This window comes from Pseudomonas sp. MF7453 (assembly GCF_016405455.1).
GTDB lineage: Bacteria > Pseudomonadota > Gammaproteobacteria > Pseudomonadales > Pseudomonadaceae > Aquipseudomonas > Aquipseudomonas paralactis.
Map to the genome: position 1 here is coordinate 138,938 of NZ_JAEKCN010000009.1, position 25,449 is coordinate 164,386.

Annotated in this window: 19 protein-coding genes and 1 pseudogene; 6 read left to right on the plus strand and 14 right to left on the minus strand. The window is 59.6% G+C overall.

Annotated features, from left to right (window positions below):
- Window positions 1–33: 33 nt before the first annotated feature.
- Window positions 34–1,287 (minus strand): serine hydroxymethyltransferase, encoded by a 1,254-nt coding sequence (gene glyA / locus JFT63_RS15900; RefSeq protein ID WP_057703280.1) that lies wholly within the window; start codon window positions 1,285–1,287, stop codon window positions 34–36.
- 231 nt (window positions 1,288–1,518) lie between these two features.
- The gene (locus JFT63_RS15905; protein ID WP_198844282.1) at window positions 1,519–5,370 is read right to left on the minus strand and encodes a sensor domain-containing protein; all 3,852 of its coding nucleotides are present in this window, start codon (window positions 5,368–5,370) and stop codon (window positions 1,519–1,521) included.
- Window positions 5,371–5,654: 284 nt separating this feature from the next.
- On the opposite strand from JFT63_RS15905, the gene ettA reads away from it, so the two are divergent.
- Window positions 5,655–7,319: an energy-dependent translational throttle protein EttA gene (gene ettA / locus JFT63_RS15910; protein ID WP_057703281.1), complete on the plus strand. Its 1,665-nt coding sequence runs from the start codon at window positions 5,655–5,657 to the stop codon at window positions 7,317–7,319.
- 348 nt (window positions 7,320–7,667) lie between these two features.
- Window positions 7,668–9,005 carry an NADP-specific glutamate dehydrogenase gene (gdhA, locus tag JFT63_RS15915; protein ID WP_057703282.1) on the plus strand — a complete coding sequence of 446 codons (1,338 nt, stop codon included), beginning with the start codon at window positions 7,668–7,670 and terminating at the stop codon, window positions 9,003–9,005.
- Here gdhA and JFT63_RS15920 read toward each other — a convergent pair.
- The 4 genes from JFT63_RS15920 to JFT63_RS15935 form a co-directional block, all read right to left on the minus strand.
- Complete coding sequence (locus JFT63_RS15920; RefSeq protein ID WP_057703283.1) at window positions 9,002–9,499, minus strand: GreA/GreB family elongation factor; 498 nt, start codon at window positions 9,497–9,499, stop codon at window positions 9,002–9,004. The two genes, gdhA and JFT63_RS15920, sit on opposite strands and share 4 nt — an antisense overlap.
- 70 nt (window positions 9,500–9,569) lie before the next feature.
- On the minus strand, window positions 9,570–9,926 hold the full coding sequence (locus JFT63_RS15925; protein WP_198844283.1) for a hypothetical protein: 357 nt from the start codon (window positions 9,924–9,926) through the stop codon (window positions 9,570–9,572).
- Window positions 9,927–10,147: 221 nt separating this feature from the next.
- Window positions 10,148–12,001, minus strand: coding sequence for an Lnb N-terminal periplasmic domain-containing protein (locus JFT63_RS15930; RefSeq protein ID WP_198844284.1), 1,854 nt, complete (start codon window positions 11,999–12,001; stop codon window positions 10,148–10,150).
- A 91-nt stretch (window positions 12,002–12,092) separates the two neighbouring features.
- Window positions 12,093–12,581, minus strand: a complete 489-nt coding sequence (locus JFT63_RS15935; protein ID WP_003194274.1) for a DUF3015 domain-containing protein — start codon at window positions 12,579–12,581, stop codon at window positions 12,093–12,095.
- Between the two features lie 264 nt (window positions 12,582–12,845).
- On the opposite strand from JFT63_RS15935, the gene JFT63_RS15940 reads away from it, so the two are divergent.
- The gene (locus JFT63_RS15940; protein ID WP_198844285.1) at window positions 12,846–15,284 is read left to right on the plus strand and encodes a Lon protease family protein; all 2,439 of its coding nucleotides are present in this window, start codon (window positions 12,846–12,848) and stop codon (window positions 15,282–15,284) included.
- 400 nt (window positions 15,285–15,684) lie between these two features.
- Entirely contained in the window at window positions 15,685–16,002 is a 318-nt protein-coding gene (locus tag JFT63_RS15945) for a PA4575 family protein (RefSeq protein WP_198844286.1), read from the plus strand.
- Between the two features lie 6 nt (window positions 16,003–16,008).
- On the opposite strand, the gene JFT63_RS15950 is transcribed toward JFT63_RS15945, so the two are convergent.
- Window positions 16,009–17,832: a hypothetical protein gene (locus JFT63_RS15950; protein WP_198844287.1), complete on the minus strand. Its 1,824-nt coding sequence runs from the start codon at window positions 17,830–17,832 to the stop codon at window positions 16,009–16,011.
- Window positions 17,833–17,994: 162 nt separating this feature from the next.
- On the opposite strand from JFT63_RS15950, the gene JFT63_RS15955 reads away from it, so the two are divergent.
- Window positions 17,995–18,483 carry a TIGR00645 family protein gene (locus tag JFT63_RS15955; protein ID WP_014719996.1) on the plus strand — a complete coding sequence of 163 codons (489 nt, stop codon included), beginning with the start codon at window positions 17,995–17,997 and terminating at the stop codon, window positions 18,481–18,483.
- A gap of 15 nt (window positions 18,484–18,498) precedes the next feature.
- On the opposite strand, the gene JFT63_RS15960 is transcribed toward JFT63_RS15955, so the two are convergent.
- The 7 genes and pseudogenes from JFT63_RS15960 to JFT63_RS15990 form a co-directional block, all read right to left on the minus strand.
- Window positions 18,499–19,932 carry an ArnT family glycosyltransferase gene (locus tag JFT63_RS15960; protein WP_198844288.1) on the minus strand — a complete coding sequence of 478 codons (1,434 nt, stop codon included), beginning with the start codon at window positions 19,930–19,932 and terminating at the stop codon, window positions 18,499–18,501.
- Between the two features lie 116 nt (window positions 19,933–20,048).
- Window positions 20,049–21,074, minus strand: coding sequence for a hypothetical protein (locus JFT63_RS15965; RefSeq protein WP_057703289.1), 1,026 nt, complete (start codon window positions 21,072–21,074; stop codon window positions 20,049–20,051).
- Between the two features lie 106 nt (window positions 21,075–21,180).
- Window positions 21,181–21,435 carry a DUF6124 family protein gene (locus tag JFT63_RS15970; protein ID WP_057703290.1) on the minus strand — a complete coding sequence of 85 codons (255 nt, stop codon included), beginning with the start codon at window positions 21,433–21,435 and terminating at the stop codon, window positions 21,181–21,183.
- A 418-nt stretch (window positions 21,436–21,853) separates the two neighbouring features.
- Window positions 21,854–22,387, minus strand: coding sequence for a hypothetical protein (locus JFT63_RS15975; protein WP_057703291.1), 534 nt, complete (start codon window positions 22,385–22,387; stop codon window positions 21,854–21,856).
- A 128-nt stretch (window positions 22,388–22,515) separates the two neighbouring features.
- Complete coding sequence (locus tag JFT63_RS15980; RefSeq protein ID WP_057703292.1) at window positions 22,516–22,767, minus strand: DUF6124 family protein; 252 nt, start codon at window positions 22,765–22,767, stop codon at window positions 22,516–22,518.
- 622 nt (window positions 22,768–23,389) lie between these two features.
- Window positions 23,390–23,908 carry a cysteine hydrolase family protein gene (locus JFT63_RS15985; RefSeq protein WP_198844289.1) on the minus strand — a complete coding sequence of 173 codons (519 nt, stop codon included), beginning with the start codon at window positions 23,906–23,908 and terminating at the stop codon, window positions 23,390–23,392.
- A 235-nt stretch (window positions 23,909–24,143) separates the two neighbouring features.
- Window positions 24,144–24,380 (minus strand): annotated as a pseudogene (locus JFT63_RS15990) (LysR substrate-binding domain-containing protein); the annotation flags it as partial.
- A 296-nt stretch (window positions 24,381–24,676) separates the two neighbouring features.
- Between JFT63_RS15990 and JFT63_RS15995 the strand changes: the two are divergent.
- On the plus strand, window positions 24,677–25,414 hold the full coding sequence (locus tag JFT63_RS15995; RefSeq protein WP_057703295.1) for a hypothetical protein: 738 nt from the start codon (window positions 24,677–24,679) through the stop codon (window positions 25,412–25,414).
- Window positions 25,415–25,449: the final 35 nt, after the last annotated feature.

Genomic DNA, 25,449 nt, shown 5'->3' on the forward strand with positions numbered 1-25,449 from the left:
AGCAAGCTCGCTCCTACAGTGGGCTTCTTTGTATTACGCGCCGTATACCGGCAGCTTCTTGCAGATAGCCTTGACCTTCTCGCGTACCGCGTCGATCACGGCTTCGTTGTTCAGGTCAGCCAGGATGTCGCAGATCCAGCCGGCCAGTTCCTTGCACTCTGCTTCCTTGAAGCCACGAGTGGTCACAGCCGGGGTGCCGAAGCGCAGGCCGGAGGTGACGAACGGCGAACGTGGGTCGTTCGGCACGGAGTTTTTGTTCACGGTGATGAAGGCTTTGCCCAGAGCGGCGTCAGCATCTTTACCGGAAATGTCCTGCTTGATCAGCGACAGCAGGAACAGGTGGTTTTCAGTACCGCCGGACACCACGTCAAAACCGCGCTCGATGAACACAGCTGCCATGGCCTGGGCGTTCTTCACCACTTGTTGCTGGTAGGTCTTGAACTCAGGCTGCAGTGCTTCCTTGAAGCAGATCGCTTTGGCGGCGATCACGTGCTCCAGCGGGCCACCCTGGGCGCCCGGGAAAACGGCGGAGTTGAGCTTCTTCTCGATTTCGGCGTTGGCGCGCGCCAGGATCAGGCCGCCACGTGGACCGCGCAGGGTCTTGTGGGTAGTGGTGGTGACCACGTCAGCGTAAGGCACTGGGTTCGGGTACACGCCAGCAGCCACCAGACCGGCCACGTGGGCCATGTCGACGAACAGGTAGGCACCGACCTTGTCAGCGATTTCACGGAAGCGTGGGAAGTCCAGGATCTGCGAGTAGGCAGAGAAACCAGCCACGATCATTTTTGGCTTGTGTTCGACCGCCAGGCGCTCGACTTCGTCGTAGTCGATCAGGCCGTTGCCGTCGATACCGTATTGAACGGCGTTGTACAGCTTGCCGGAGGAGGAAACGCTGGCGCCGTGGGTCAGGTGACCGCCGTGGGCCAGGCTCATGCCCAGAATGGTGTCGCCGCCTTGCAGCAGGGCCAGGTAAACGGCCGCATTGGCCTGGGAACCGGCGTGTGGCTGGACGTTGGCGTAATCGGCGCCGAACAGCTCTTTGGCACGGTCGATGGCCAACTGCTCAACCACGTCGACGTACTCGCAACCACCGTAGTAGCGCTTGCCCGGGTAGCCTTCGGCGTACTTGTTGGTCAAAACCGAACCTTGAGCCTCCATCACCGCAGGGCTGGTGTAGTTTTCCGAAGCGATCAGCTCAATGTGCTCTTCCTGGCGCACGGCTTCTTGCTCCATGGCGGCGAAGAGATCGGCGTCGTACTTGGCAATAGTCAAATCACGGCTGAACATGGCGGTCCTCAAGGATCGGGGGCAGAAAAGGAGGGCATTCTAACCCAATGGGTTTTGGATGGCATATGAAAGGACATCATGTCGCGGACAAGTGGGGCTCATCTGGGGCTGGGTGGTGTCGGTACTGGCCCCATCGCAGGCAAGCCAGCTCCCACACTTGATCGGGTTGACACAGTCAAACGTGGGAGCTGGCTTGCCTGCGATGAGGCCCTCAGACTCACCACAGCACTTTCAGTCAAACATGAACAGCGCATCATTACTGAACTGCACCTCAAACCGGTTCGCCGGCATCGGTCGCCCGAACAGGTAGCCTTGCACCTCGTCACAGCCGTGTTCGCGCAGGAAGTCCAATTGCTCATGGGTTTCCACACCTTCGGCGATCACCGCCAGGTTCAGGCTGTGGGCCATGGCAATAATCGCCCGGGCGATCTGCGCGTCCTGCTCACCCGAGGGCAGGCCATCGACGAAGGTGCGGTCGATCTTCAGCACGTCGATAGGGAATTGCTTGAGGTAGTTGAGCGACGAATAGCCGGTACCAAAGTCGTCCACCGCGATGCTCAAGCCCAGGTTTTTCAGGCTGGCGAGGATCTGCAGGGCTTCGTTGACCTCGCGCATCAGGATACTTTCGGTCAGTTCCAGCTCCAGGCACGCCGGCGGCAGGCCAGTGTCCTTGAGGATGGTGGCGATGCGCGTGCCCAGTTGGCCGTCGGAGAACTGCCGCGCCGAGATGTTCACCGATACTTTGGGCACGCGCACTTTGTTCTGGTGCCAGGTCTTGAGTTGGCGACAGGCTTCGCTGATCACCCAATCGCCCACATCCACTACCAGCCCGAGTTCTTCCAATACCGGAATGAAATCCCCCGGCGGCACCAGCCCGCGGCGCGGGTGACGCCAACGCAGCAGGGCCTCGGCACCAGTCAGGCGTTTGCCGTCGCCGCTGAATTGCGGCTGGTAATACAGCACGAATTCGTTCTGGTCCAGGGCGTGGCGCAGATCGCTTTCCAGTTCCAGGCGCTCCAGGGCGCTGGCGTTCATGTCGGCCTGGTAGAACTGGAAGTTGTTCTTGCCGCGCTCCTTGGCGTGATACATCGCCGTATCGGCGTTTTTCATCAGCTGGCTCAGCTCGTTGCCGTCTTGCGGGCTGAGGGCGATGCCGATACTGGCGGTCACAAAGAACTCGCGGCCTTCGAGCACGAATGGCTTCACCAGGCTGGCCAGGATCTGCTCGGCCACATGAATCGCGCGGTTCAGCGCCATTTCGCGGCTGACCCGTGGTTGCAACAGCAAGGTGAACTCGTCGCCGCCCATGCGCGCCACGGTGTCGTCTTCGGCTACGCAACCGAGCAGGCGCGTGGCCATTTCCTTGAGCATCCGGTCGCCCGCGGCGTGGCCGAGTGAGTCGTTGATCGGCTTGAAGCGGTCCAGGTCGAGGAACATCAGCACCACCCACGACCTCTGCCGTTCGGCCGACTGCAACGCCGTGTGCAGGCGGTCCTGGAACAGCGTGCGGTTGGGCAGGTGGGTCAGGGCGTCGTAGTAAGCCAGGCGGTGGATGCGCTGCTCGCTGGCCTTGCGCTCGCTGATATCGCTGAAGAAACACACATAGCTGGCCAGGTCGCCTTCATCGTCGAACACCGCGGTAATGCCGACCCAGGCCGGGTAATGCTCGCCGTTGCGACGCTTGAGCCACACCTCGCCTTCCCAGGTGCTGTGCTGGTGCAGTTGCTTGAGCACATAGCGCAGGTGGGCTTCCTGCTGTTCATCGACGGTGAGCATGTTCGGCAACTGGTCGAGCACATCCGCCACTTCATAGCCGCTGACCCGGCTGAACGCCTCGTTGGCCTGCACGATATAGCCGGCCGGGTCGGTGATCAGAATCGCCGAGGTGGAGTGTTCGAAGACCGTGGCCGCCATGCGCAGGTCCTTTTCGGCGCGGCGTTGCTGGCTGATATCACGGCCCACGCCGAGAATGCCTTCAAACGCGCCATGTTCATCCCACACCAGCACCAGGCGCAGTTCGATCGGCACCTTGCGCCCGTCGGCGCGCAGGCAGTCGAACAGGAACAGTTGGGTCTGCACTTCATCGCGCAAGGTGTTCAAGGCCTCGGGGTTGCCGAGGGCGCGGCTGACCTGTTCCATCAGGCTATAAATGCCGGTCAACTGTTGCGGGTTCGCGACGATCGACTGCCAGCCATTCTTGAACACCCAGTCCACGTCATAGCCCAATACGGTGTTGACCGATGGGCTGATGTAATTCAGCGCCAGTTGGCTGTCGGTGGAGCAGATCACGTCGCTGATGCTTTCGGCCAGCATCCGGTAGCGCTGTTCGCTGTCGCGCAGGGATTCGCTGGCTTCGATCTGGTCGGTAATGTCTTTGGCCACGCCGATGATCCGGGTGACCACAGTAGACGTATCGCGGGCCAGGGCCTGTTCGCGGATATCGAAGCGGCGCCACTGGTTATTGCGGTGACGAAAGCGCAGTTGGCAGTGCAATTGGGTCGTATAGCCGACCTGGCGCTGCTGTTCGCGCGCGTCATGGTAGTGCTCGGCGTCTTCGGGGTGCAGCAGGATTTCCCAGAAGTACTCACCCATTTGCTGCAACTCGGCTTTGTTGTAGCCCAGGGTGTGACCCAAATGATGGTTGCTGAAAATCATGCGCTGGCTGATCACGTCCTGCACATACAGGTGATCGGGCACGGTGCGCACCACGTCCGACCAGAAGCTCTCTCGCTCCACCAGCGACAACTCGATCAGCTTGCGGCTGGTGATGTCGCTGATGCTGAGAATCACGGCCTTGACGTCATCCTGCTGTTCCGGCAAACGCATCACCAGCCACAGGTACTGTTCGTTGCCCGCCACATCGTTGAGCTGGATTTCCAGCTCCAGCTGTTTTTGCCGGGTCAGTACGGCTTCCAGCACCTGGTAGCCAATGGAGGTGGTATTGCTCGGGCAATCATCGATCAGGCGCTCCCAGGCTTGCTCGCAAGACGCGACGTTGAGCAGGCGCACCGCCATCTGGTTGACCTCGGTGACGCGCAACTCCTTGAGCAGTTGCTTGCGCTCGGCGGGGTTGGCCTGCAACCAGGCGTGCAGCTGCTCGCGGCTTTGCACCTGGGTCTTGTTGCAAAACGCCTTGAGCCCCGCCAGGTCAAGCACGCACAAGGCCACGCCGGTGCCTTCGAAGATGTCCTGATAGCGTCGCCGGCCTTCGTTCACCTGGCGTTGGCGACGGCGCATGTTGAGCAGCACGATCACCGGGATCAGCGAAAACGCCAGGCCCAGCAGGCACTTGCCGATAAAGGCGGGCAGTAGTTGTTCCAGCACCGCGCTGCGGTCAAACATGCCGCGCAGTTGCCAATCGCTTTTGCTCAAGGGCGTGACCAGCACACTGCGGTTCAACTCTTCCGGTGTCAGGGCACCGGACCACTGCGCCGGCATCCCGCTGTCACGGCTGACCACACGATGGTTCAGGCTGTTCTCGATCGCCCACATCGGGCGCGGGCCCTGGACATCCTGGCGTGTGAGGTTGGCCAGATAGTTGGGCGCCAAGCGCAAGGCCCAGTACACCTTGGAGCCACCGCTGGGTTGGTGCAGCAACAGATAGATGACTGTGCCGTCATTATCGTTGCTCAGGTAGTAGGACTGGGCGTGACTGCGCTTGACCAGGTCTTCAAGCAGGGCACTGTCTTGGCTGCCTTCGGCAGTGTCGCTGATCAGTGCGCCGCTGGGGGCGAGCAGGGCGAAGCTGCGCAGGTCCGGTAATGAGCGCTGCAGCGTGCGCATCAGGGCCTGCTGCTGTTCGGCATTGCGCGGCGGCTCGACAATGGGCAGCAGGTTCAGGGCGATCTGCGCGCTCAGGGCCATGCTCTGGCTGATCTGCTCGGCCAGGTCGGCACTGTAGTCGATGGTGTATTGCTGCTGGTTTTTCTGGTTTTGCTGCAACTGGTCGAGCAGTTGCCAGAACAATAATGCGAGCAACATCAGGACAAGCGTCGCCAATGCGCCCTTCAAGGTACCGTGCAGGGGCGCTCCCGGCGCAATATGAGCGGCGCGCAAGGGAGTGGGCGGCGTGACTTTGGACAAGCTGTGATCCTGCGGTTGGCTGGACTGGCGCGCGACGTGCACTATAAGCCGGACGCCCGGAGGGCGGCTAGCATGCCTTGAGTTGTGGCAAAGTGCCAGTCCTGCCTGGCTGGACTGCCCCAGCGCATTCAGGTAGCTTTGCCGGTTACGCGGGGGCGTTCCAGCCCCAGACATTCAGGCTTTTTCCCCACGCAGGCATTGATGATAGTCAAAGGCCCGCGCGGCGCATGGCCTGGCACGGGCTTCGTCCGCTTAATTCATCAGTCACTGACGCTAGGTTCACCATGGCTCAATACGTCTTCACCATGCATCGGCTGGGAAAAGTTGTTCCGCCGAAGCGGGAAATCCTGAAAAACATTTCGTTGTCCTTCTTCCCAGGCGCCAAGATCGGCGTGCTCGGCCTCAACGGCTCGGGTAAGTCCACGCTGCTGAAAATCATGGCCGGCGTCGACACCGAGTTCGAGGGCGAAGCCCGCCCGATGCCTGAGCTGAACATCGGCTACTTGCCGCAAGAGCCGATCCTGGATCCGACCAAGACCGTGCGCGAAGTGGTTGAAGAAGCCGTCAGCGTGATCAAGGACGCCCAGGCGCGCCTTGACGAGGTCTACGCCGCCTACGCCGAACCGGATGCCGACTTCGACAAGCTGGCCGCCGAACAGGCCAAACTCGAAGCCATCCTGCAAGCTGGCGACGGCCACAACCTGGAGCGCCAGCTGGAAGTCGCCGCCGATGCGCTGCGCCTGCCGGCGTGGGACGCCAAGGTTGAGCACCTGTCCGGTGGTGAGAAGCGTCGTGTGGCCCTGTGCCGCCTGCTGCTGTCGGCCCCCGACATGCTGCTGCTCGACGAACCGACCAACCACCTGGACGCCGATTCCGTCGCCTGGCTGGAGCACTTCCTGCACGATTTCCCGGGCACCGTGGTAGCGATCACGCACGACCGTTACTTCCTGGACAACGTTGCCGGCTGGATCCTCGAACTCGACCGCGGCGCCGGTATCCCTTACGAGGGCAACTACTCCGGTTGGCTGGAAGCCAAGTCCGACCGTCTGGCCGCCGAATCCAAGCAGCAATCGGCCCACGAAAAAGCCATGAAGGAAGAACTGGAATGGGTGCGCAAAGGCGCCAAGGCCCGCCAGTCCAAATCCAAGGCACGTCTGCAACGCTTCGAAGAAATGCAGTCGCAGGAATTCCAGAAGCGCAGCGAAACCAACGAGATCTACATCCCGGCCGGTCCGCGCCTGGGTGACAAGGTCATCGAGTTCAAGAACGTATCCAAGGGCTACGGCGACCGCGTACTGATCGACAACCTGTCGTTCTCCATGCCAAAAGGCGCGATCGTCGGCGTTATCGGTGGTAACGGTGCGGGTAAATCCACGCTGTTCCGTATGTTGATGGGCAAGGAAACTCCGGATTCGGGCAGTATCGAGATTGGCGACACCGTGCAACTGGCCTGTGTGGATCAGAGCCGTGACGACCTCGACGGCAGCAAGACCGTGTTCCAGCAGATTTCCGACGGCTCCGACCAGATCCGCATCGGCAACTATGAAATCCCGTCGCGCACCTATGTCGGCCGTTTCAACTTCAAGGGCGGCGACCAGCAGAAGTTCGTCAAGGACCTGTCCGGTGGTGAGCGCGGTCGCTTGCACCTGGCCCTGACCTTGAAAGAGGGCGGCAACGTGTTGCTGCTCGACGAACCGTCCAACGACCTCGACGTTGAAACCCTGCGTTCCCTGGAAGAAGCCCTGCTGGACTTCCCGGGCGCCGCCATTGTGATCTCTCACGATCGGTGGTTCCTTGACCGCGTTGCGACCCACATCCTGGCGTACGAAGATGACTCCCAGGCGGTGTTCTTCGAGGGTAACTACACCGAGTACGAAGCCGACCGTAAAAAGCGCTTGGGCGAAGCTGCTGCCCAGCCGCACCGTGTGCGTCACAAAAAACTGGCCTGATTCGGGTTGGTTTAAAAAAACGGAGCCTTCGGGCTCCGCTTTTTTTTGGGGCGCTATTCAGGTGGACCGAGGCGACTTCATCGCAGGCAAGCCAGCTCCCACATTAGATCGAGTACCCCTGCTACGACACGGTCCAATGTGGGAGCTGGCTTGCCTGCGATAGCGGTTTAACTATTGGTGCATATCTCGCGTTGAAATCCCTGTTAGGGGGCAAAAAACCTGATTATTTATATCCAATGCACCATTTAAATTCACAAAAGCGACATTTTGCCCTGTCACGGTGCGAAGCGAATTGATAAAGTCCGGCTCATTCTCTGTTTAATAACAATCAATTTGCCGAGACTTTTCATGATCGAATCCGTCGAATCCTTCCTTGCACGCCTCAAGAAGCGCGACCCCGACCAGCCGGAATTCCACCAGGCCGTGGAAGAAGTCCTGCGCAGCCTGTGGCCTTTTCTTGAAGCCAATCCCCACTACCTGACCTCGGGCATTCTGGAACGTATTTGCGAGCCGGAACGCGCGATTACCTTCCGGGTGTCGTGGGTGGATGATCACGGCAAGGTTCAGGTCAATCGCGGTTTCCGTATCCAGATGAACAGCGCCATCGGCCCGTACAAAGGCGGTTTGCGCTTTCACCCTTCGGTCAACCTGGGCGTGTTGAAATTCCTCGCCTTCGAGCAGACCTTCAAGAACTCCCTGACTTCACTGCCCATGGGCGGCGGCAAAGGCGGCTCGGACTTCGACCCCAAGGGCAAGAGCGATGCCGAAGTGATGCGCTTCTGCCAGGCCTTTATGAGCGAGCTGTACCGCCACATCGGTGCGGACGTTGATGTACCGGCCGGCGATATCGGCGTGGGCGCACGGGAAATCGGCTTCCTGTTCGGCCAGTACAAACGCCTGAGTAACCAATTCACCTCAGTGCTGACCGGCAAAGGCATGACCTACGGCGGCAGCCTGATCCGCCCGGAAGCCACCGGTTTTGGCTGTGTGTATTTCGCCGAGGAAATGCTCAAGCGCCAAGGTCAGCGGGTTGAAGGCAAGCGCGTGGCCGTGTCCGGCTCCGGTAACGTGGCGCAATACGCGGCGCGCAAGGTCATGGACCTGGGGGGCAAGGTAGTTTCCCTGTCGGACTCCGAAGGCACCCTGTACGCCGAAAGTGGTTTGACCGAAGAGCAATGGTCGGCCCTGCTGGAGCTGAAAAACGTACAGCGCGGGCGTATCAGTGAATTGGCTGAACGGTTCGGCCTGGAATTTTGCAAAGGCCAAACCCCTTGGGAGCTGGCCTGCGATATCGCGCTGCCCTGCGCCACCCAGAATGAGCTCGACGCCCAGGCCGCACGCACGCTGTTGCGCAACGGCTGCATCTGCGTGGCCGAAGGCGCCAACATGCCGACCACCCTGGAGGCTGTGGATATCTTCATCGACGCGGGCATTCTGTTCGCACCGGGCAAGGCTTCCAACGCCGGCGGCGTTGCGGTGAGTGGCCTGGAAATGTCGCAGAACGCCATGCGCCTGCTGTGGACCGCCGGGGAAGTGGACAGCAAGCTGCACAACATCATGCAGTCAATCCACCATGCCTGCGTGCATTACGGTGAGGAAAACGGCCGGGTCAACTACGTCAAGGGCGCCAACATCGCAGGCTTCGTGAAAGTGGCTGACGCAATGCTGGCCCAGGGCATCGTCTAACGCTCGGGTTCAATGCTCAGCACTTCGATTAACTGATCGCCGACGGGGCGCTTCCACAGCACCTCGTCGCCCACCTGGGCCCCCAACAAGGCACGGCCCAGAGGCGAACCCCAGTTGATCAAACCCGCGTTGGCGTCAGCCTGGTCCTCACCCACCAAGTGAATGCGCTGCTGCTCGTCCTGCTCGTTGGCGAACGTGACCCAGCTGCCGATCTGTACCTTGTCGGTGGATGTCGCCGGTGCGACCACCTGTGCGCTCTGCACCCGCTGGTTGAAGTAGCGTAAATCCCGCTCAAGATCCGCCTGGCGCTGTTTATCGGCCTGCTCACCCTTGGCGGATTCGGCGCTGTACTCAAGCTGCAATTGCGCCACCTTGGCTTGCAACTGCGCCAACCCTTGCGCGGTCAGGCGGTTGGGTTGTTCGCTGACCTGACGCTCCACCGGCTGATCGGCCTGGGCGGCGGCGTTGTCCTCATTTACAAAAGCTCGGCTCATGACATTCTCCCTCTATGGAGTTTGGGCCATGTTCGCCGCGCATTAGTTTCGGTGAATGTCTGAAAACGACCTATTGCGAGCGATACGCCTTGGCCGCATCGCGGTCTTTTTCACGCTGCCACTCGCGCTCGCGGTCATTGTTGCGGTTGTCCTGATAGTCGCGCAGCTCCTCGTTTTCACGCATGGCCTTACACTGGCGAAAACCGTCTTCCCAGCCTTCGGCGTATTGCCGGTCTTTGAGGTAGCGTGGAACGTTCTTGCGAAACTCCCCGGTAATCACCCCAGCGGCCTGGCGACCGCTGCTGCAACCGTCGTCAAAGCCATCGGCGAAGGCGGGTGGATAACCTTTGGCCAGCAGGTCCTCATGGGTTGTCTGGCAACCCGCCAGCCAAACCCCTGCACACAGCATTAGCGCATACCGCCACATGGCGTACTCCCTGGCCGGTTAACGGCTGATAAGGAGAGTCTAGAAGGGGATTTGTCAGCTGTATGTGAAAGAGGTGTCAGAGGGATGTGCAGGACTTTTGTAGGAGCGAGCTTGCTCGCGAAGAACCCATAGGCGCCGCGTTTATTCGGGAAATACGCGTTATCGTTGACGTTTTTCGCGAGCAAGCTCGCTCCTACATTGGGCATTTCACCAGGCTTTAGTCAGTAGTGATACCACTTCAATTCGAGCATCACTTCATTGACTGGCGTGGACAGGTGGCTGAACTCACGCTGGGCGCTCAAGCGCAGGCCCAGGTTGCGTGACAGTTCCCATTGCTGGTTGAGGCTGATGCTGCGCCGTACTTCACCATTGGTGAAGAAGTCACCTTTGGCTTCCAGGCTCAGGTTGCCCAGCGGGTTCTTCCACAGCACGCCGGTGTTGAAGCCGGCGGCGGGGGAGATGGCTTCACTGAAGTCGTTGTTGTGCTCCACACGCACGGTGCCGAGGGCAAAACCGAGCATGTCGTCGGAGAGTTGCCAGGTGCCGCCGGCGCCGCCGTTGACGTGGGCGACCAGGGTTTCGTCGTCGTGCTTGCCCGGCACCCGCTCCAGGCCGCCGGTGACTTGCCATGACCACGGCTGCAACAGCGCATTGCGCGGCGTCAGCGAGCGGATGGTGGCCAGGTCCAGTTGCTGCAACTGCCAGTGATTGCCTTCGTACTGGCGCAGTTTCATTTGCAGGATTTCGATCTGGGCGCCCAGGGGGAAGCCTTCGGCGTTGTCGTTAAGGTCGTGATAGGCCATGCGCAGGCCATATTCACCGAAGGCTTTGTCGCCACGGGTGCCGATGCCGGCTTGCCAGGTGCGCGACTGGTGGCCGTTCTCCGGCAAGCCAGGCGGTGTGATCTTCAAGTCCGGCGCAGGGTTCTGGTTGATCGCGCGCAGCAGTTCGAAGCTGCGCTGGGAGCGTTCTGTATCACGCTCCAGGCCGTTGGCGCGGTAGCGGCCGAGGCGGTAGGCGGCGTCGATAATCAGCGCCTGGCGCTCGCGGGGCAGGGCCTTGAAGGCAGGTTCTTGCAGTTGCTTCTGGTCATCGCTGACTTTCAACACCCACTGTTGCTCATCGCTATCGAGTGGCTTGGCGCGTTCCAGCAGTTCACGTTCACGGGAGGGGCGATAGTCGATCTTCTCCACCAGCCCTGCATCTTTTACCGCTTTGACCGTGTCGGTAGGGATCGCGGTGAGTGGGAATTGCTCAGTCAAACGCAGGCCAGGGCGGGCCACTTGCAGCAGTTCGAGCAGGCGGTAGGAGCAGTTTTCGTCGAAGAAGAAGTAATCAAACTGGATCTGCTTGAGCTCCCACACGTGCTCGACCATACGCTTGGTCTCGACCTCGGTGAGGTTCAGACGGTATTCCCACAGGTCGCGGTTTTCCAGGCTGCGGTATTCCGAGAGTTTCTCCTGATAGGGCACCAGGGCGAACAGGCCGGGGTAGCCGCCCATCAGGCCCTTCCAGGCATACAGGATGCTGTTGTCGGAGCCTTCGATATAGGCGCCGAAGTTGATCGCATAGCTGAGCAGGGCGGTGTTGTTGCTTTGCACGTCAGCCTGGTCGATGCGCAGCAGGGTGTGGCCGAACATCGATGACGGGCTGTTGAGATAGGCCGCCGGGAAAATCATCACCGCGCTATGGGGCGCAACGTCCGTGAACCATTGGGTGAATTCTTTGCAGTCCAGGGCCGGCAGGTCGTTCAGGTGCAACTGATCCTTGAGCCAGCGGGTACGTGCGGGGTACACACATTGGGCGTGCTTTTCACCCAGGCTGGCCGGTGCATACAGCGCCTGCACGGTGGCCTTGAGTTCGGCGTCCGGATGCTGCGCGCCATCGGCGGCGAGGAAGAATTTCTTGTCGCTGACATAGCTGCGCCAGCCGCTGATCTTGCCGGCTTCGTAATGCCCCAGCGACAGCCAGAACGGGTCATTGGCCAGTTGCTGCAAACGTTGATCGTCCAGGTGCGGTGCCGCGTGCAGCGGGGCGCAAGCGAAGAGAGCCAGGCAAGCGAGGCGTTTGAGCATGGGGGCTACTTAAGTCGGACTGAAAAAAAGACCCAAGGGGGGCAGGTCGAAAAAATAAAACCCGCGCCTCGAAAGACGCGGGTGGTCGAGCTTAAGCCTGGGTAGCGTATTTCGCCAGACGGGCATCACTTTTCAGTACTGCAATGGTGTTGTTGTGCACGTCGTCAGCGGTCACGTCAGCCTTGCTGAAGATCTGCTGGAAGTGCTCGTGGGTCACGGCCGCGAAGTGATCGCGATCTTCCGGGGCAACACCCAGTACCACGGCATAGGTGGTCAGTGCTTCGCCGTTGCCTTTGGCCATGTCTTCGGACAGCTCGTTCATCATGCCATTCATGGCAATCCAGGACTTGCCGCCGTAGGTCAGGGCGCTGTTGGTGCTGCAACCGTTGGTGCCCGAGGTCATGCCGAAGGTGGCGTTACCCGAGGTGCCGTTGGTGGTAGACGCGAGGAAGTGAGCCGGAGTACCGCGCTGGCCTTCGAACAACATGTTGCCCCAACCGCAGTTCGGGCCACCTGGTGCTTCTGCCATTGCATTGAGGGAGACGACGGTGAAGAGAGTACCAAGAAGGATCCGTTTCATAGCTTTGTTCTCTTTGTGTGCAAACCAATGGACAAGGGTTCAGGTGCTCAGCGCACCCTAGGGGCCAGTTATTAGTCCAACCCGCGCAGTTTGGAGTTTAGGCACGTTCCCAGGGTTCCGTGTTTTTTTATAAACATTCAATCTCTGGCGATTTTTTTGTAGGACGCGTGCGGTGGCTATGCTTTCCCGAAAGCGCGCCTTGCCAGAGCGCTCAACCCGGAGCCAGAATGCCCCCATCTGCCCCGCCTGATGTAAGGAAGCCCGATGCCTGATCCTGTTGCTGCCAGCTTGCGTCTAGCGCCCGAAGCGCTGACTCGCCCTTTCTCCGCTGAACAGTTCAGCTTCTCGACCACCAATGATTTGGAGCCCTTTCGCGGTGTGCTTGGCCAGGAACGCGCGGTTGAAGCCTTGCAGTTCGGCGTGGCCATGCCACGCCCTGGTTACAACGTGTTTGTGATGGGCGAGCCCGGTACCGGCCGCTTTTCGTTCGTCAAACGCTACCTCAAAGCCGAAGGCAAGCGCCTGCAAACCCCGGCGGACTGGGTTTATGTCAATAATTTCGATGAGCCCCGCGAGCCCCGTGCCCTGGAATTGCCAGGTGGCGCCGCCACGGCGTTTATCGCCGATATCAACGGCCTGGTCGATAACCTGGTCGCCACCTTCCCGGCGGTGTTCGAACACCCCACATATCAACAGCGCAAAAGCGCCATCGACCGCGCCTTCAACCAGCGCTACGACAAGGCGCTGGACGTGATCGAGCGCCTGGCCCTGGAAAAAGACGTGGCGTTGTACCGCGACAGTTCCAACATCGCCTTTACGCCGATGCTCGACGGCAAGGCGCTGGACGAAGCCGAGTTTTCCCAACTGCCGGAAGCCGATCGCGAGCGTTTCCACAACGATATTTCAGAGTTGGAAGAGCGCCTCAACGAAGAGTTGGCCAGCCTGCCGCAGTGGAAGCGTGAGTCCAACAACCAGCTGCGCCAGTTCAACGAAGAAACCATCACCCTGGCCCTGCAGCCTTTGCTGGCCCCGTTGTCGGAAAAGTATGCAGAAAATGCCGGCGTGTGCGGCTACCTGCAAGCCATGCAGGTGTACCTGCTCAAAACCGTGGTTGAGCAATTGGTGGACGATGCCAAGACCGACGCCCAGGCGCGCAAGCTGCTCGAAGAGCAGTACTGCCCGAGCCTGGTGGTGGGCCACCCGGTCAACGGTGGTGCGCCAGTGGTGTTTGAACCGCACCCGACCTACGACAACCTGTTCGGCCGTATCGAATACAGCACCGACCAGGGCGCGCTTTACACCACCTATCGCCAGCTGCGTCCGGGCGCCTTGCACCGCGCCAATGGCGGCTTCCTGATTCTGGAAGCCGAAAAAATGCTCAGCGAGCCGTTTGTATGGGATGCGCTCAAGCGTTCCCTGCAATCGCGCAAGCTGAAGATGGAGTCGCCCCTGGGCGAACTGGGCCGCCTGGCCACCGTGACCCTCAACCCGCAAATGATCCCCTTGCAGGTCAAGGTGATCATTATCGGTTCGCGCCAGTTGTATTACGCGCTGCAAGACGCCGATCCGGATTTCCAGGAGATGTTCCGCGTACTGGTGGACTTCGACGAAGACATCCCGATGGTCGACGAAAGCCTGGAGCAGTTCGCCCAGTTGCTCAAAACCCGTACTTCGGAAGAAGGCATGGCGCCGCTGACCTCGGATGCGGTCGCGCGCCTGGCGACTTACAGCGCACGCCTGGCCGAACATCAGGGCCGTTTGTCGGCGCGTATTGGCGACCTGTTCCAGTTGGTCAGCGAGGCGGACTTTATTCGCCACCTGGCCGGTGACGAAATGACCGATGCCGGGCATATCGAACGCGCCCTCAAGGCCAAGGCCACGCGCACCGGTCGCGTGTCGGCGCGGATTCTCGACGACATGCTCGCCGGCGTCATCCTCATCGACACCGCGGGCGCCGCCGTGGGCAAGTGCAACGGGTTGACGGTGCTGGAGGTCGGCGACTCGGCCTTCGGCGTACCGGCGCGGATTTCCGCCACGGTGTACCCGGGCGGCAGCGGCATTGTCGACATCGAGCGCGAAGTTAACCTTGGCCAGCCGATTCACTCCAAGGGCGTGATGATCCTCACCGGTTACCTGGGCAGCCGTTATGCTCAGGAGTTTCCGTTGGCGATCTCCGCGAGTATCGCCCTGGAGCAGTCCTACGGTTATGTGGATGGCGACAGTGCTTCCCTGGGCGAGGCGTGCACCTTGATTTCGGCCTTGTCGAAGACGCCGCTCAAGCAATGCTTTGCGATCACCGGCTCGATCAACCAGTTTGGTGAAGTGCAGGCGGTGGGCGGGGTCAACGAGAAGATCGAAGGCTTCTTCCGCCTTTGCGAAGCCCGCGGGCTGACCGGTGAGCAGGGCGCGATCATCCCTCAGGCCAACGTCGCCACGTTGATGCTCGACGAGAAGGTGTTGCAGGCCGTGCGTGCCGGGCAATTCCACATCTATGCGGTACGCCAGGCGGATGAGGCCTTGAGCCTGCTGGTGGGCGAGGATGCCGGTGAGCCGGACGCCGAGGGGCAGTTCCCGGAAGGCACCGTAAATGCGCGGGTGGTAGAGCGCTTGCGGGCGATTGCCGAGATGATCAGTGAGGAAGATCTGAAGGAGGCGGAGAAGGAGATGGCGCAGCAGGCGTTGGCAGAAGCCAAGCCAACCTGATTGCTGTCATCACTCGGTCAAGGTGGGAGCTGGCTTGCCTTAAGGCCAGTCAGTTAAGACTTTTTTGTAGGAGCGAGCTTGCTCGCGAAAAACTTTCAGGCGCCGCGTTCATTCAGCAAACACGCGTTATCGTTGCCGTTTTTCGCGAGCAAGCTCGCTCCTACAGAAGGCGATGACCGCTTAAGCCAGCTCCCACACTGGTCCGTGGTGTTTTTGGGAACGTTTAGCGTGCCACAAAATTGACTCCACCCTCAGGGACCAACGCCCGTTGGTCCCTACAACCTTGGTTTGTCGCGTTTTTATTCTATTCTCAGAGTCAGGGATATCCACAGGAGTCGCAGGATAGAAACAGCCTCGCCTTGCGCTGGGGCTGAACACCGATCTATCGAGGGTCGCCGCCATGTCGCGCAACCTTTGCCTTACCCGCCAGTGCCTGGGCCTGGTCACCCGAATCGAATGCTCCATTCGCCCTCTCGCCGGGGATAACGGCATGTGGACGCTGTTGTTTGCCGCCGGGATGTCGGGCGAGCAGCCTTCCACGATCAAATCCCAGGGCCCGTTCCACGGGCCCTTCGTGGCCGAAAGAATGCTGGGCACCATCGTTGATAGCCTGACCATGCATGGCTACGAGCAAATGGACGAGCCGCAGATCTGGTGCCTGCACCTGCAAGCCCATCTGCGCCAACTCAATGGCGGCCAGGAGCAGTTGGCCCTTTAGCGCCAGCTATTTGCTCTCTGGCTTGTCCAACTTGACCTCAAACCCGTACTGCACGGTGCTGAGGTCGGTGCGCTGGTAACTTTCCAGCGTAGTCGGCTGGCCGTAGAAATAATGCACGTCAAACAGCGCGGTGCCGTACTCCTCGGCGCGGTGGCTGACACCGAGGATTTCCTTGAGGTAATTGCCGCTGGCGTCCTTGGCGTAGAAGCGCCAGCTGTCGGAGGGGAAGTCCTTTTGATCGACGATCAGCGCGTTGTCCTTCAGCGACAGGCCCTTGGGCAGTTTGGCTACATCAATCGTGGCTTTCTCGATAGTCGCCAGGAACAGCGGCACCGAACCCACCACAAACGCCGGGGTTTCCGGGAACAGGTTGAGGTCGTAAGTGAGTGTGCCGCTGCCCGCGTTCAGCTCGAACGCCTCGGCCGGTAACTCGATGGGCTCGCCGCGCTCGCCCTGGTCGTCGGCGGTGAAGAAGGTGATAGGCGCATCGCTGTTGTTACGCTCGGCGCCGACCAGGTCGTCGTTGAAGGTGAAAGGGTGGTCAAACACGATTTTCGCGGCGCTGGCGTCTTCGGTCGATTGGCTGATGGTGACGCTGGCTTTGAGCTGGTCCTCGGTCATGGTGGCGTCCTTGAGCCAGCCGGCGGCGCCGTCGTCATACACCGTGACCGGCATCGGCAGGGCCTGCACGGTTTGTTGCAGGCTATTCCTGTCGAAGCGTAGTACCGGCAGCTCCAGGTCTTTGTGGGTAACCGTAGCCTGGGAGAAATCCAGCACATTGACCTGCAGGTTATCGATCAGCCCGTTGAAATACACCTTGGCGTAATGACTGGTCTGCTTGTGTTCGAAGGCTTTTTGCTCATCGGTAAGCTGTTTTTCGAACGCGTCGGACCAGGCTGTTTGCTTGTGCATTTCAGCCAATTGTTTCTCGTAGAACGCCACTTGCGCGGCACTCTCATTGATCGAGCCCGAGCGGGTCAGAAACTGCCCGGTGCTGTCCCGTGCCTGCACCAACAGAGGGTTCGGTGATTCGTCGCCCACCTCAGCGGCCAGGGGGGCGCTATTGGTCAGCTCGATCTCGGCGTAGTTCTTTTCCAGCAACAGCAGGTTGAGGGTGATGTTGCCCTCGGTGCGTTTATGACCCACGTCCTTTTTGGTTAGATCGAAGCTCAGCACTTTGCCTGGCGTGATCACTTCAACCGCGCCCTTGAGGCTGACAGGCTGCGGCTGGCTCTTGTTTTCCGTCTCGATGCCTTCGATAAACGGGTAGGTCACCGTCAGGTCGTCGGGGTTGGTCAGGTTGGAACTGCTGGGGCTCAGTTGGATGCCGGGGTCGGTTTCTGACCATTCCGGCTGGAAGGGAATGACTTTGTTGTTGCTCAGGGTCACCGACTGCCATTCCAGGCCATGGGGGAAGGGGAACTGGTCAGGGGCGTTGAAGTTGAACGGGAAGACCGGCTGCAAATCCGTCAGATAGTCCGAATGGGAGGTTTTGCGCAGCACGAACAGGCCGTTGATATAGGTGTCCACCAGGGCCTGGGGCGTGGGGTAGTGCTTGAGCAAGGCCAGGGAATCTTCGCCATACTCGGCCTCGATGGGCTTGGTGGCGAGCTTGAGGCGCGCCCGTTCCAGCAACAGCAGCGAGCCGCCCAGATCCGCGATGGCATCGCGCAGCTTGGGGTCCTGAATACTGTCCAGGGACTGTTCGAACGTCGTGGTTTTCTCTTCGAGGGTCGCCTGCTTCTGCTCTTCTTTGGGGGAGCAGCCGCTGGCCATCAGCAACGCCGCGCACAGGCCGAGAGCGGCCAAAGGGGATCGCACATCCATCATCTGAGTTTTCCTGTCCGACATCATCGAGCCGAGTGAATGGCCTCGACACTAGCAGAAAAATTCTCTTACAGATGCCACTTGGGTCAGTTTTCTCGCGGTGACAGGGGCCGGGTGGCGGCTGGTATACTCGGCACCATTTTTAGCCAAGCTGTGTGAGATTCAATGGAACGCTTTATCGAAAATACGATGTACGCCTCGCGTTGGCTGCTGGCGCCGATCTACCTGGGCCTGTCCCTGGGCTTGCTGGTCCTGGCGCTGAAATTCTTCCAGGAAATCATTCATGTGATTCCCAACATCTTCACCATGCTCGAAGCAGAAGTGATCCTGTTGCTGCTGTCGTTGATCGACATGGCCCTGGTGGGCGGCTTGCTGGTGATGGTGATGATCTCCGGCTACGAGAACTTCGTATCGCAGCTGGATATCGACGAAAACAAGGAAAAGCTCAACTGGCTGGGCACCATGGACTCGTCTTCACTGAAGATGAAAGTGGCGGCGTCCATCGTGGCGATTTCCTCCATCCACCTGCTGCGCATCTTCATGGACGCCAAGAACGTCGATCCGCAACACCTGATGTGGTACGTGATCATCCACATGACGTTCGTGGTGTCGGCGTTTGCCATGGGCTACCTGGACAAACTCACCAAGCACTGATGCCGCGCGCCGGCCTTACTGCTCCACGAAGTAATAAGGCTGGCGGTTGATCGCCATTTGCTTGATCACCGTGACCGGCTCTTTCAGCCGGTCAGTGTGGTCCGTCAGCGCAACGTTGCCGGGCTTGTCGGCAAGGAAGGCGCGCAGTTCGGCTTCGGTGTTCAGGATCGGCAAGTAGGCCCGCAGGTAAAACACGCTGGCGCCGTCGATGCGCTCATTGGGTTGGTACATCGCAACCGTCCTGCCTTCGTCTTGCAGGGTCTGGATCTGACTGATCACCGGTACGAATGAATGGCGCATATCGGCTTTGGGTGCAAACCAGAACGCCGCGCTCAGGTAGCAGGCGATGGCCAGGGTGAAAACTCCACCGATGATTTGGCGGTGGTAGCGGTACAGCGTCGGCTTGCGGTCTTTGGCCCACTCCAGCAACACCCGCGCATACTCGGCAGCCAGTACCGCCGCAGCTGGCGTCAGCGCCATCAAGTAAACCGTGCGTTTGCTCGACGCCAGAGTCAGCAGGGTGAACTGCGCCACCAGCCAAACACTGAAAAATAGACGATAACGGTTTTGCACCAGGCTTTTACGGAAATGCCACAAGCCCAAGTACACCAGAATGTTCCAGGGCAGGAAGGCCTCGGGCAGTTTCGCGAGGTAATAGTAAAACGGCTCGTAATGCCCGGCTTCTACGAACGAACCGCTGAAGCGCCCGACGCTATTGGTCCATAACACTTCACCCACCGCCTGCATCCCGCCGCGCTGAAACAGAAACCCCAGCCAGATCAGCAACGGCACCAAGGCCAACAACGTGAACAGCGCCGGTTTGAGCCAGTCGCCCAGCCGCAGGCGTTTATCCATCAGGCTGGTGCTGAGCAGGTACACAAAAATCACAATGCCCGGCATCGCCAGGCCCAACACGCCCTTGCTCAACGTGGCGATGACCATCCCGGCGGTAAATAAAGCCCAGGCCCACACACTGGAGCCTTCGCGCTCGGGCCGCACCGCCTGGTAAAACCCCAGCAGGGCCGCGGTGACACCGAGGCTGAGCAACGAATCCTCACCCACCCCCCGCACATTCCCCCAGTAACTGGCCATGGTCGCCAGGATCAGCGCAGCACTGAACGCCAGCGTCTGCGGCCGCCCGAACCGCCGCAGCATCCCGTACAGCAGCATCACACTGAACAACCCGGCAAACGCCGAGGCCAAGCGCACCGCCCCGGTGCTGGCGCCAAACAGACGAATCGCCCCGGCGTCCAGCCACAGGCTCAGGGGTGGTTTTTCCAGGAAGGGTTCGCGAAACAGGCGCGGCACTACCCAGTCATTGTCCAGATGCATCGCCATGGCGATCCCGGACACCCGCGCCTCGGTAGAGCCTTGCAGCTCGTGGTTGCCGAGGGCGAAGAAGAACAACAGAGCAGCAAGCAAGAGCAGCAGGGGAGCGGGACGCGTCATGGAATCTGGCTACCGGGGCATGAGACCGATCGGGCGACCGGTCATGGGTAGTCAGGGAGTATACGAGCGCGATTCTTAACCTTTGGTGAACGGCCTTGTGGTTTTTCTCCGGCGCGTCAAGGCAGTTTCAAGCTGGGCACTGCCGCTTTGCCTTGTTCGGTCAGCACCGGCTCCAACTGCTCCCAGGTGAAGGCCAAGTCGTTGTCGCAACCGTCACCATTGGCCGGTGTCGAGAGTTGCAGGCCCTGAGTGTTGAAGCTGAGGTGAAAGTTGGAGTAATCGGTAATCGCGGGGCACCCTTCGTCGGTGGTGGTTTGTTTGGCCAGCCAGGTGCTGAAGACGGCCGGCAGCTTCAAGTGGCCGGAATAGGCGTCAGACCATTGCTGATGGCCGCCGAGCCAGGTCCAGGGGTCAACCGATTCGCCGGTTTGCAGGTTCCAGGAGTGCAGGCCCCAACTGATGCCCATCGCGCCTTGGCCTGCGGCCCAGCGGTAGAACCGCACGGTGAGAAATTGCGATGACCAATAGGCAGGCTCAACCTCGATTTCACTGGTATAGACCGAGCCGTTTCGACCCAGGTATTCACGGCGTTCATAAAAATAGTCGGTTAGATCTTCGTCATTGACGGCCAGGGCAGCGAGCTGCTGGTTGATCTTCTGCACCGCCGGGCCGTCACCCGCAAGCTTGAGCGTGACGCGTGGGCCTTGGGTCTTGAGCTGGTAGGTGTGGTTTTGGAAAGTTTTCTTCTCAGTCTTGATCGGCAGCGGCGCGGCTTCCAAGGGCGCGTTATAGGCATCACTGCCGCAGCCGTCCGTGCCAATGCGGCGCAGGGCCAGTGGCAGCGGCGTGCCGCCATCTGTTTTGCGCCAGGCACCCGAGAGGGCATCGCCCTGAGGGTTTTGCAGGGCCCAGAAACCTGTGTTGCCTTCCTCCACCCACGGGGCGTTGTCGTTGGCCTGGGTCAGTTGAATCGGGGTACGAATGCGCTGGTAGTAATAACTGCCATGCTCCCCGTCGGCGCCGTTGAAACACACGGTGATAGCGGACTTGCCCAAAGTGCCTTGCCAAACCCCGGCCAGATCGGCGGCTGTTGCGAGTAAGGGCATGACGGAGAGGGCGATGACGGCAAAGGGCTTGAACACGGGTATCTGACTTCCGGTTGTCTGATAAAGGCCGTCAGGGTAATGGGAAGTGTGAGGGGATGCCAGCGGGCGAGATGCGCTGAGGCGTCTCGCCCTTTTTTGTGTTTTAGGGTTGTGGCGGATGGGTAGTGAATGGCTGGGTGTTCAAGACCCGTTCTACTAGTAGCTCACCTAGAACGATCAATTGCTGAGCAGCCAGCAACTTGTGGCGGTACGCGCCTTCAAGCTCGAAAGCCAGGTCGGTGGTCATGGCGTTGAGGGAGGCGAGGGTTTCGCTGGCTTGGATTAGCAGGGTTTCGGGGTGGATGTTTTCGGCGAGGATGAAGAGGGTGGTTGGGGGATTGGGGGTGATTTTTTTCATGGCTCAAACTCCTTGATTGATGGAGTCGCCAGACATCGCTGCTAAACGAAAAGGGTGGCGACCGTACGCGGGTTAGCAGACCAGGAATCAAGGAACCCGGCGCACCCGAAAGTGCCCCACGCACAGCCGCCATGATACGAACCAGCGGATGCAGAAAGCATCGCCCGAACGGATGGTGGCTTTGCAGGCCTTGATATTAACCGAGCTGCTAAACCCGGTCGCTGATTTTGCAGCGACAGGGGGAAGGCTAGGCTTGTTGGTTGGGGGGCGCTAGTTCATCAATAGCGCTGCATCTTGCGGGAAAATTCCGAAGCCCGGTCCTGTTGACCTTCCCCCGTCTTCAGGCTCTGCTAAAAGATCCAGTCCTCAGCCCGAACCACCTGGCAGAACGGCCCGCACCGCCCCGGTGTTGGTGCCTTTAGTGAACGGATGGGGAAATATTGAGCGCAGGTGTTGCGTTCGTCACCACAATCCCCAAAGGCCCGCTGCGCTTTTCCACCGTCGCCCAGCCCTGATCACCGCTACCGCCCACATGACAGATCTTGATTTGCTTGTTCACTTCCGTATCGAACACCAGGATGCCCGAACAACTACGGCTGCCGCCTGTTGTGTATTCGTACTGGGTTGTGTAGGTGCGCAGCGTCGCACTTGTAAGAAGGATGACGACTGCTAGCAGGGAGATCATGGCCATGGCACTTGCGATGAACGTACCGAGAAAAAACCTCAATCGGTCCAGGGGCTTTTTACGCAGCCATTCGGTTTTCCTGACGCGCCAGACATAGAGCATCAGCACAATTGCCAGCACCGGCGACGCGATCAGGCAGATCTTCTCGGCCAACGGCTTGAAGTGCACAGACGGCCAGATAACGAATACCCAGGCCAGCACCAGCGCCATGGACACCAGCATGCCAATGGCGACCGGTATTACGAAGGCGTAGGAGTTTTTGTTCAATGGGAGTTCGTCCTTGTCATCAATGCTTTGAGGGCCGCGGCGGGGGATATGATGGCAGCGATGCGCTTGGATGTCTGAGACGCATGACAGAAAAAGGCCGAGCCGCTGAACGCGCCTCGGCCTTTTGGTTACTGGAAGGTTTGCCTGTCTTGGGTGAGCACCAGCACCCGCTCAACCAACAGCTCACCCAGCACGGTGAGTTGCTGAGCGGCCAACAGCTTGTGGCGGTTGGCGCCTTCCAGTTCGAAGGCCAGGTCGGTGGTCATGGCGTTGAGAGAGGCGAGAGTTTCGCTGGCTTGGATCAGGAGGGTTTCGCAGGGAATGTCTGGAGAGAGTGTGAAGAGGTTGGCGGAGGGGGGATTGGGGGTGATCTTTTTCACGATGAAGCTCCTACACTGTTTAAGGAGCTGCCTCCCCCTGCTGTCAAACAGAATAGGTGGCAGCTGTACGCGGGTTGACAGACCGGAAGTGTAGGAACCCGGCGCACCCGAAGATGCCCCACGCACAGCCGCCATGAACAGGGCGGAATGCGTAAGCATGCCGTCTTATCACGGGGTGTGAAAGGTTACACTTTTCGGCCTGTCAAAGCCGGACGCTGATCATCAGCGACGCAAAGAAGTTAGCGTTGTGAGGTGGCTTGCGCTAGTTCACCAACAGCGCGGCAACTTGCGGGAAAATTCCGAAGCTCGGCCCTGCGAGGTTCAAGCCTGGGTTCATGATTATTACTGGTGTGTTTTTGCCAGGCGAAAAAAAGCTCAGGACTGCTGGGCAGGTTCTAACAATTGCCTGCGCGCTGTACTGAGCTGGTAGAAGGTTTTGTTCAGTCGCTGCCTGAGCGCCAAGGACGAGATGGGGCTATCGTCGAGTCTGGCGCTGCGATTGCTGCAACAGTCGCAGGTTATTCGCGACAGGCGAGTTTGGCCAGTTCACCAACAGCGCGCCATATTGCGGGAAAATTCCGAAGCACTGCTCTGGCGACTTTCTTTCCTCCGGAAACCTCTGCTAAAAGCTCCAGTCCTCAGCCTGAACCAACTGGCAGAACGGCCCATTGAGCGTGGCATTGTGATGAGCCACGATGGCCTCGGCTTTCATCAAGGGCGTATCAGAACAGGTATGACCGTCGGCGATAAGCACCGCATCGAAGCCAAGATCACGGGCGGCACGGCAGGTGCTGTCGACGCAGTACTGCGTTTTCATCCCGGTAACTACCACGCCGGTGGCGCCGCTGGAGCGCAGATTGTCCGCCAGGTCAGTCATTGCAAAAGCGTTAGGCCGACGCTTTTCGAACACCACTTCTCCACCCAGCAACTTCAGTTCCCGTGCAATCAGCGTAAGTGGGCTGTCCGGCTCAATTGGCGAGCCAGCGGGGCCGATGTGACGCGCGAGAAAAATCGGCGCGCCTGCGCTGCGGGCCTTGTCCATCAGTGTATTGAGCGTTTCCAACAGCTCGTCGCAGCGCCAGGGCTTTTCCGGGCCATGGATGAGTCCGACTTGGATATCGAGTATCAAGAGGGCGTACATAGGTGCATCTCCTTGCGTGTGAACCAGCGACACAAGGCATAAAAAAGGCCCTGTCCATCGCTGGCGGGCCTTTGAAGTTCGTTGGTTATTGGCTCACGACACCTCGCACGCTCCGCTTTCGGCGGTCGTGGTGGTGGTTGTCGAGGTGAGGCGGTAATGAGTCATGAATCGACACTAGCAATATCACTGCGGGCTGACAAGGCCGAGCCCCCGACGACGCGGTCGCGGCATTGATTTATAACGGCGTTATACCTTGGCCGTCGTCGCCTGGAGCGGCAAATAGATGCTCGGCGGCAAAGTCCACGAATACACGGATTTTCGGTGAAAGGTGGCGGCTGGATGGCCACAGCGCCCAGAACTGCCCCTGGTCTTCACTGTAACCGTCGAGCACGGTTTCCAGGCGCCCCTGGGCGATGGCTTCGCGCGCGAGGAAGTCCGGGACAAATGCGATGCCGTGCCCGTCCACCACGGCCATTGGTGGGGGCTGCGAGGCAAAGGGTGATCCTGGCAGTGCTTCTGCTGCAGTACTTGAAGTTGTGCGAACTCTGGTAGATGGCACTGGCATGCCGCCACAACGTGCCTTGGGCGCGGATCCGGGAGATTGGAAACCGTGAGCTGTATTCGGCACGGCGATGTTTGATTTTGCCTGTGCACCGCCGTTCCACGGGGAAACGGGTTAAGATTGCGGCAATTTGCCATCATTGGCGTGGGAGAGGAATTCGCACCCCAATGGAACATGGCAAGCAATCAGAAACCAAGGAGGAATAAATGCGAACGCAGGTCATCGTGGAAGATCATGTTCTGCCACAGCTGCTCACTTCGGCTATTGAAGCTTACGAAGTGTCACATAGAGCTCATGCTCGGGGGCGAAGCAACAAGAAACTTGAGACGTTCGGGTTGCTGTGGGGATATGCGTTGCCGGTGCGTAACGGTGTGCCTGCGCGCCTGGTCGCAGTGGTCGCCACTGTGGAGACCTCGGCACTGCGGCACACCGACTGGGTGCGACCTGATTTCGAGTCCATCGCGATGAAGCGGGACTTCTTCGGAGAGTACTGGCCGCAGCTGGAGCTGATCGGCACGTTCCACTCGCACCCCTACGAAGATCTGAGCGAGGTCAACGATATCAAAGGGTGGCGCGCTTCGGAGGGTGACAGGGCGTTCTGGCCGGACTTTCACAAGTTTGTTTGCCCGGACATGGATGAATTGGCGCATCTGGTGATCGCAATCACAGGGTTGTCCCGCAAGGGGACCGCCGAACCAGATCGCCTGGCAGGCAATGAGTACACGTCGGGTTATGTCGTGAGCGCCGACAAGCGCAAGCTGTGGGTCAAGGGGTACACATCCGCGCTGTACGAAGAGATCGACGAGGATGCCCCCCTGGATGAGGCGTTCATGGTGGGAGACATCGAGATGGCGCGCTCCTACGATGTCTATGAGGATGAAGATGTGTTGCTGGAAATACCCTCGCTGGAGGCACGCTTCCGGCATCAGTTACTGCGCAAGTGAACGCAAGCTGTTCATGCTGGGAAAACACCAGCGGC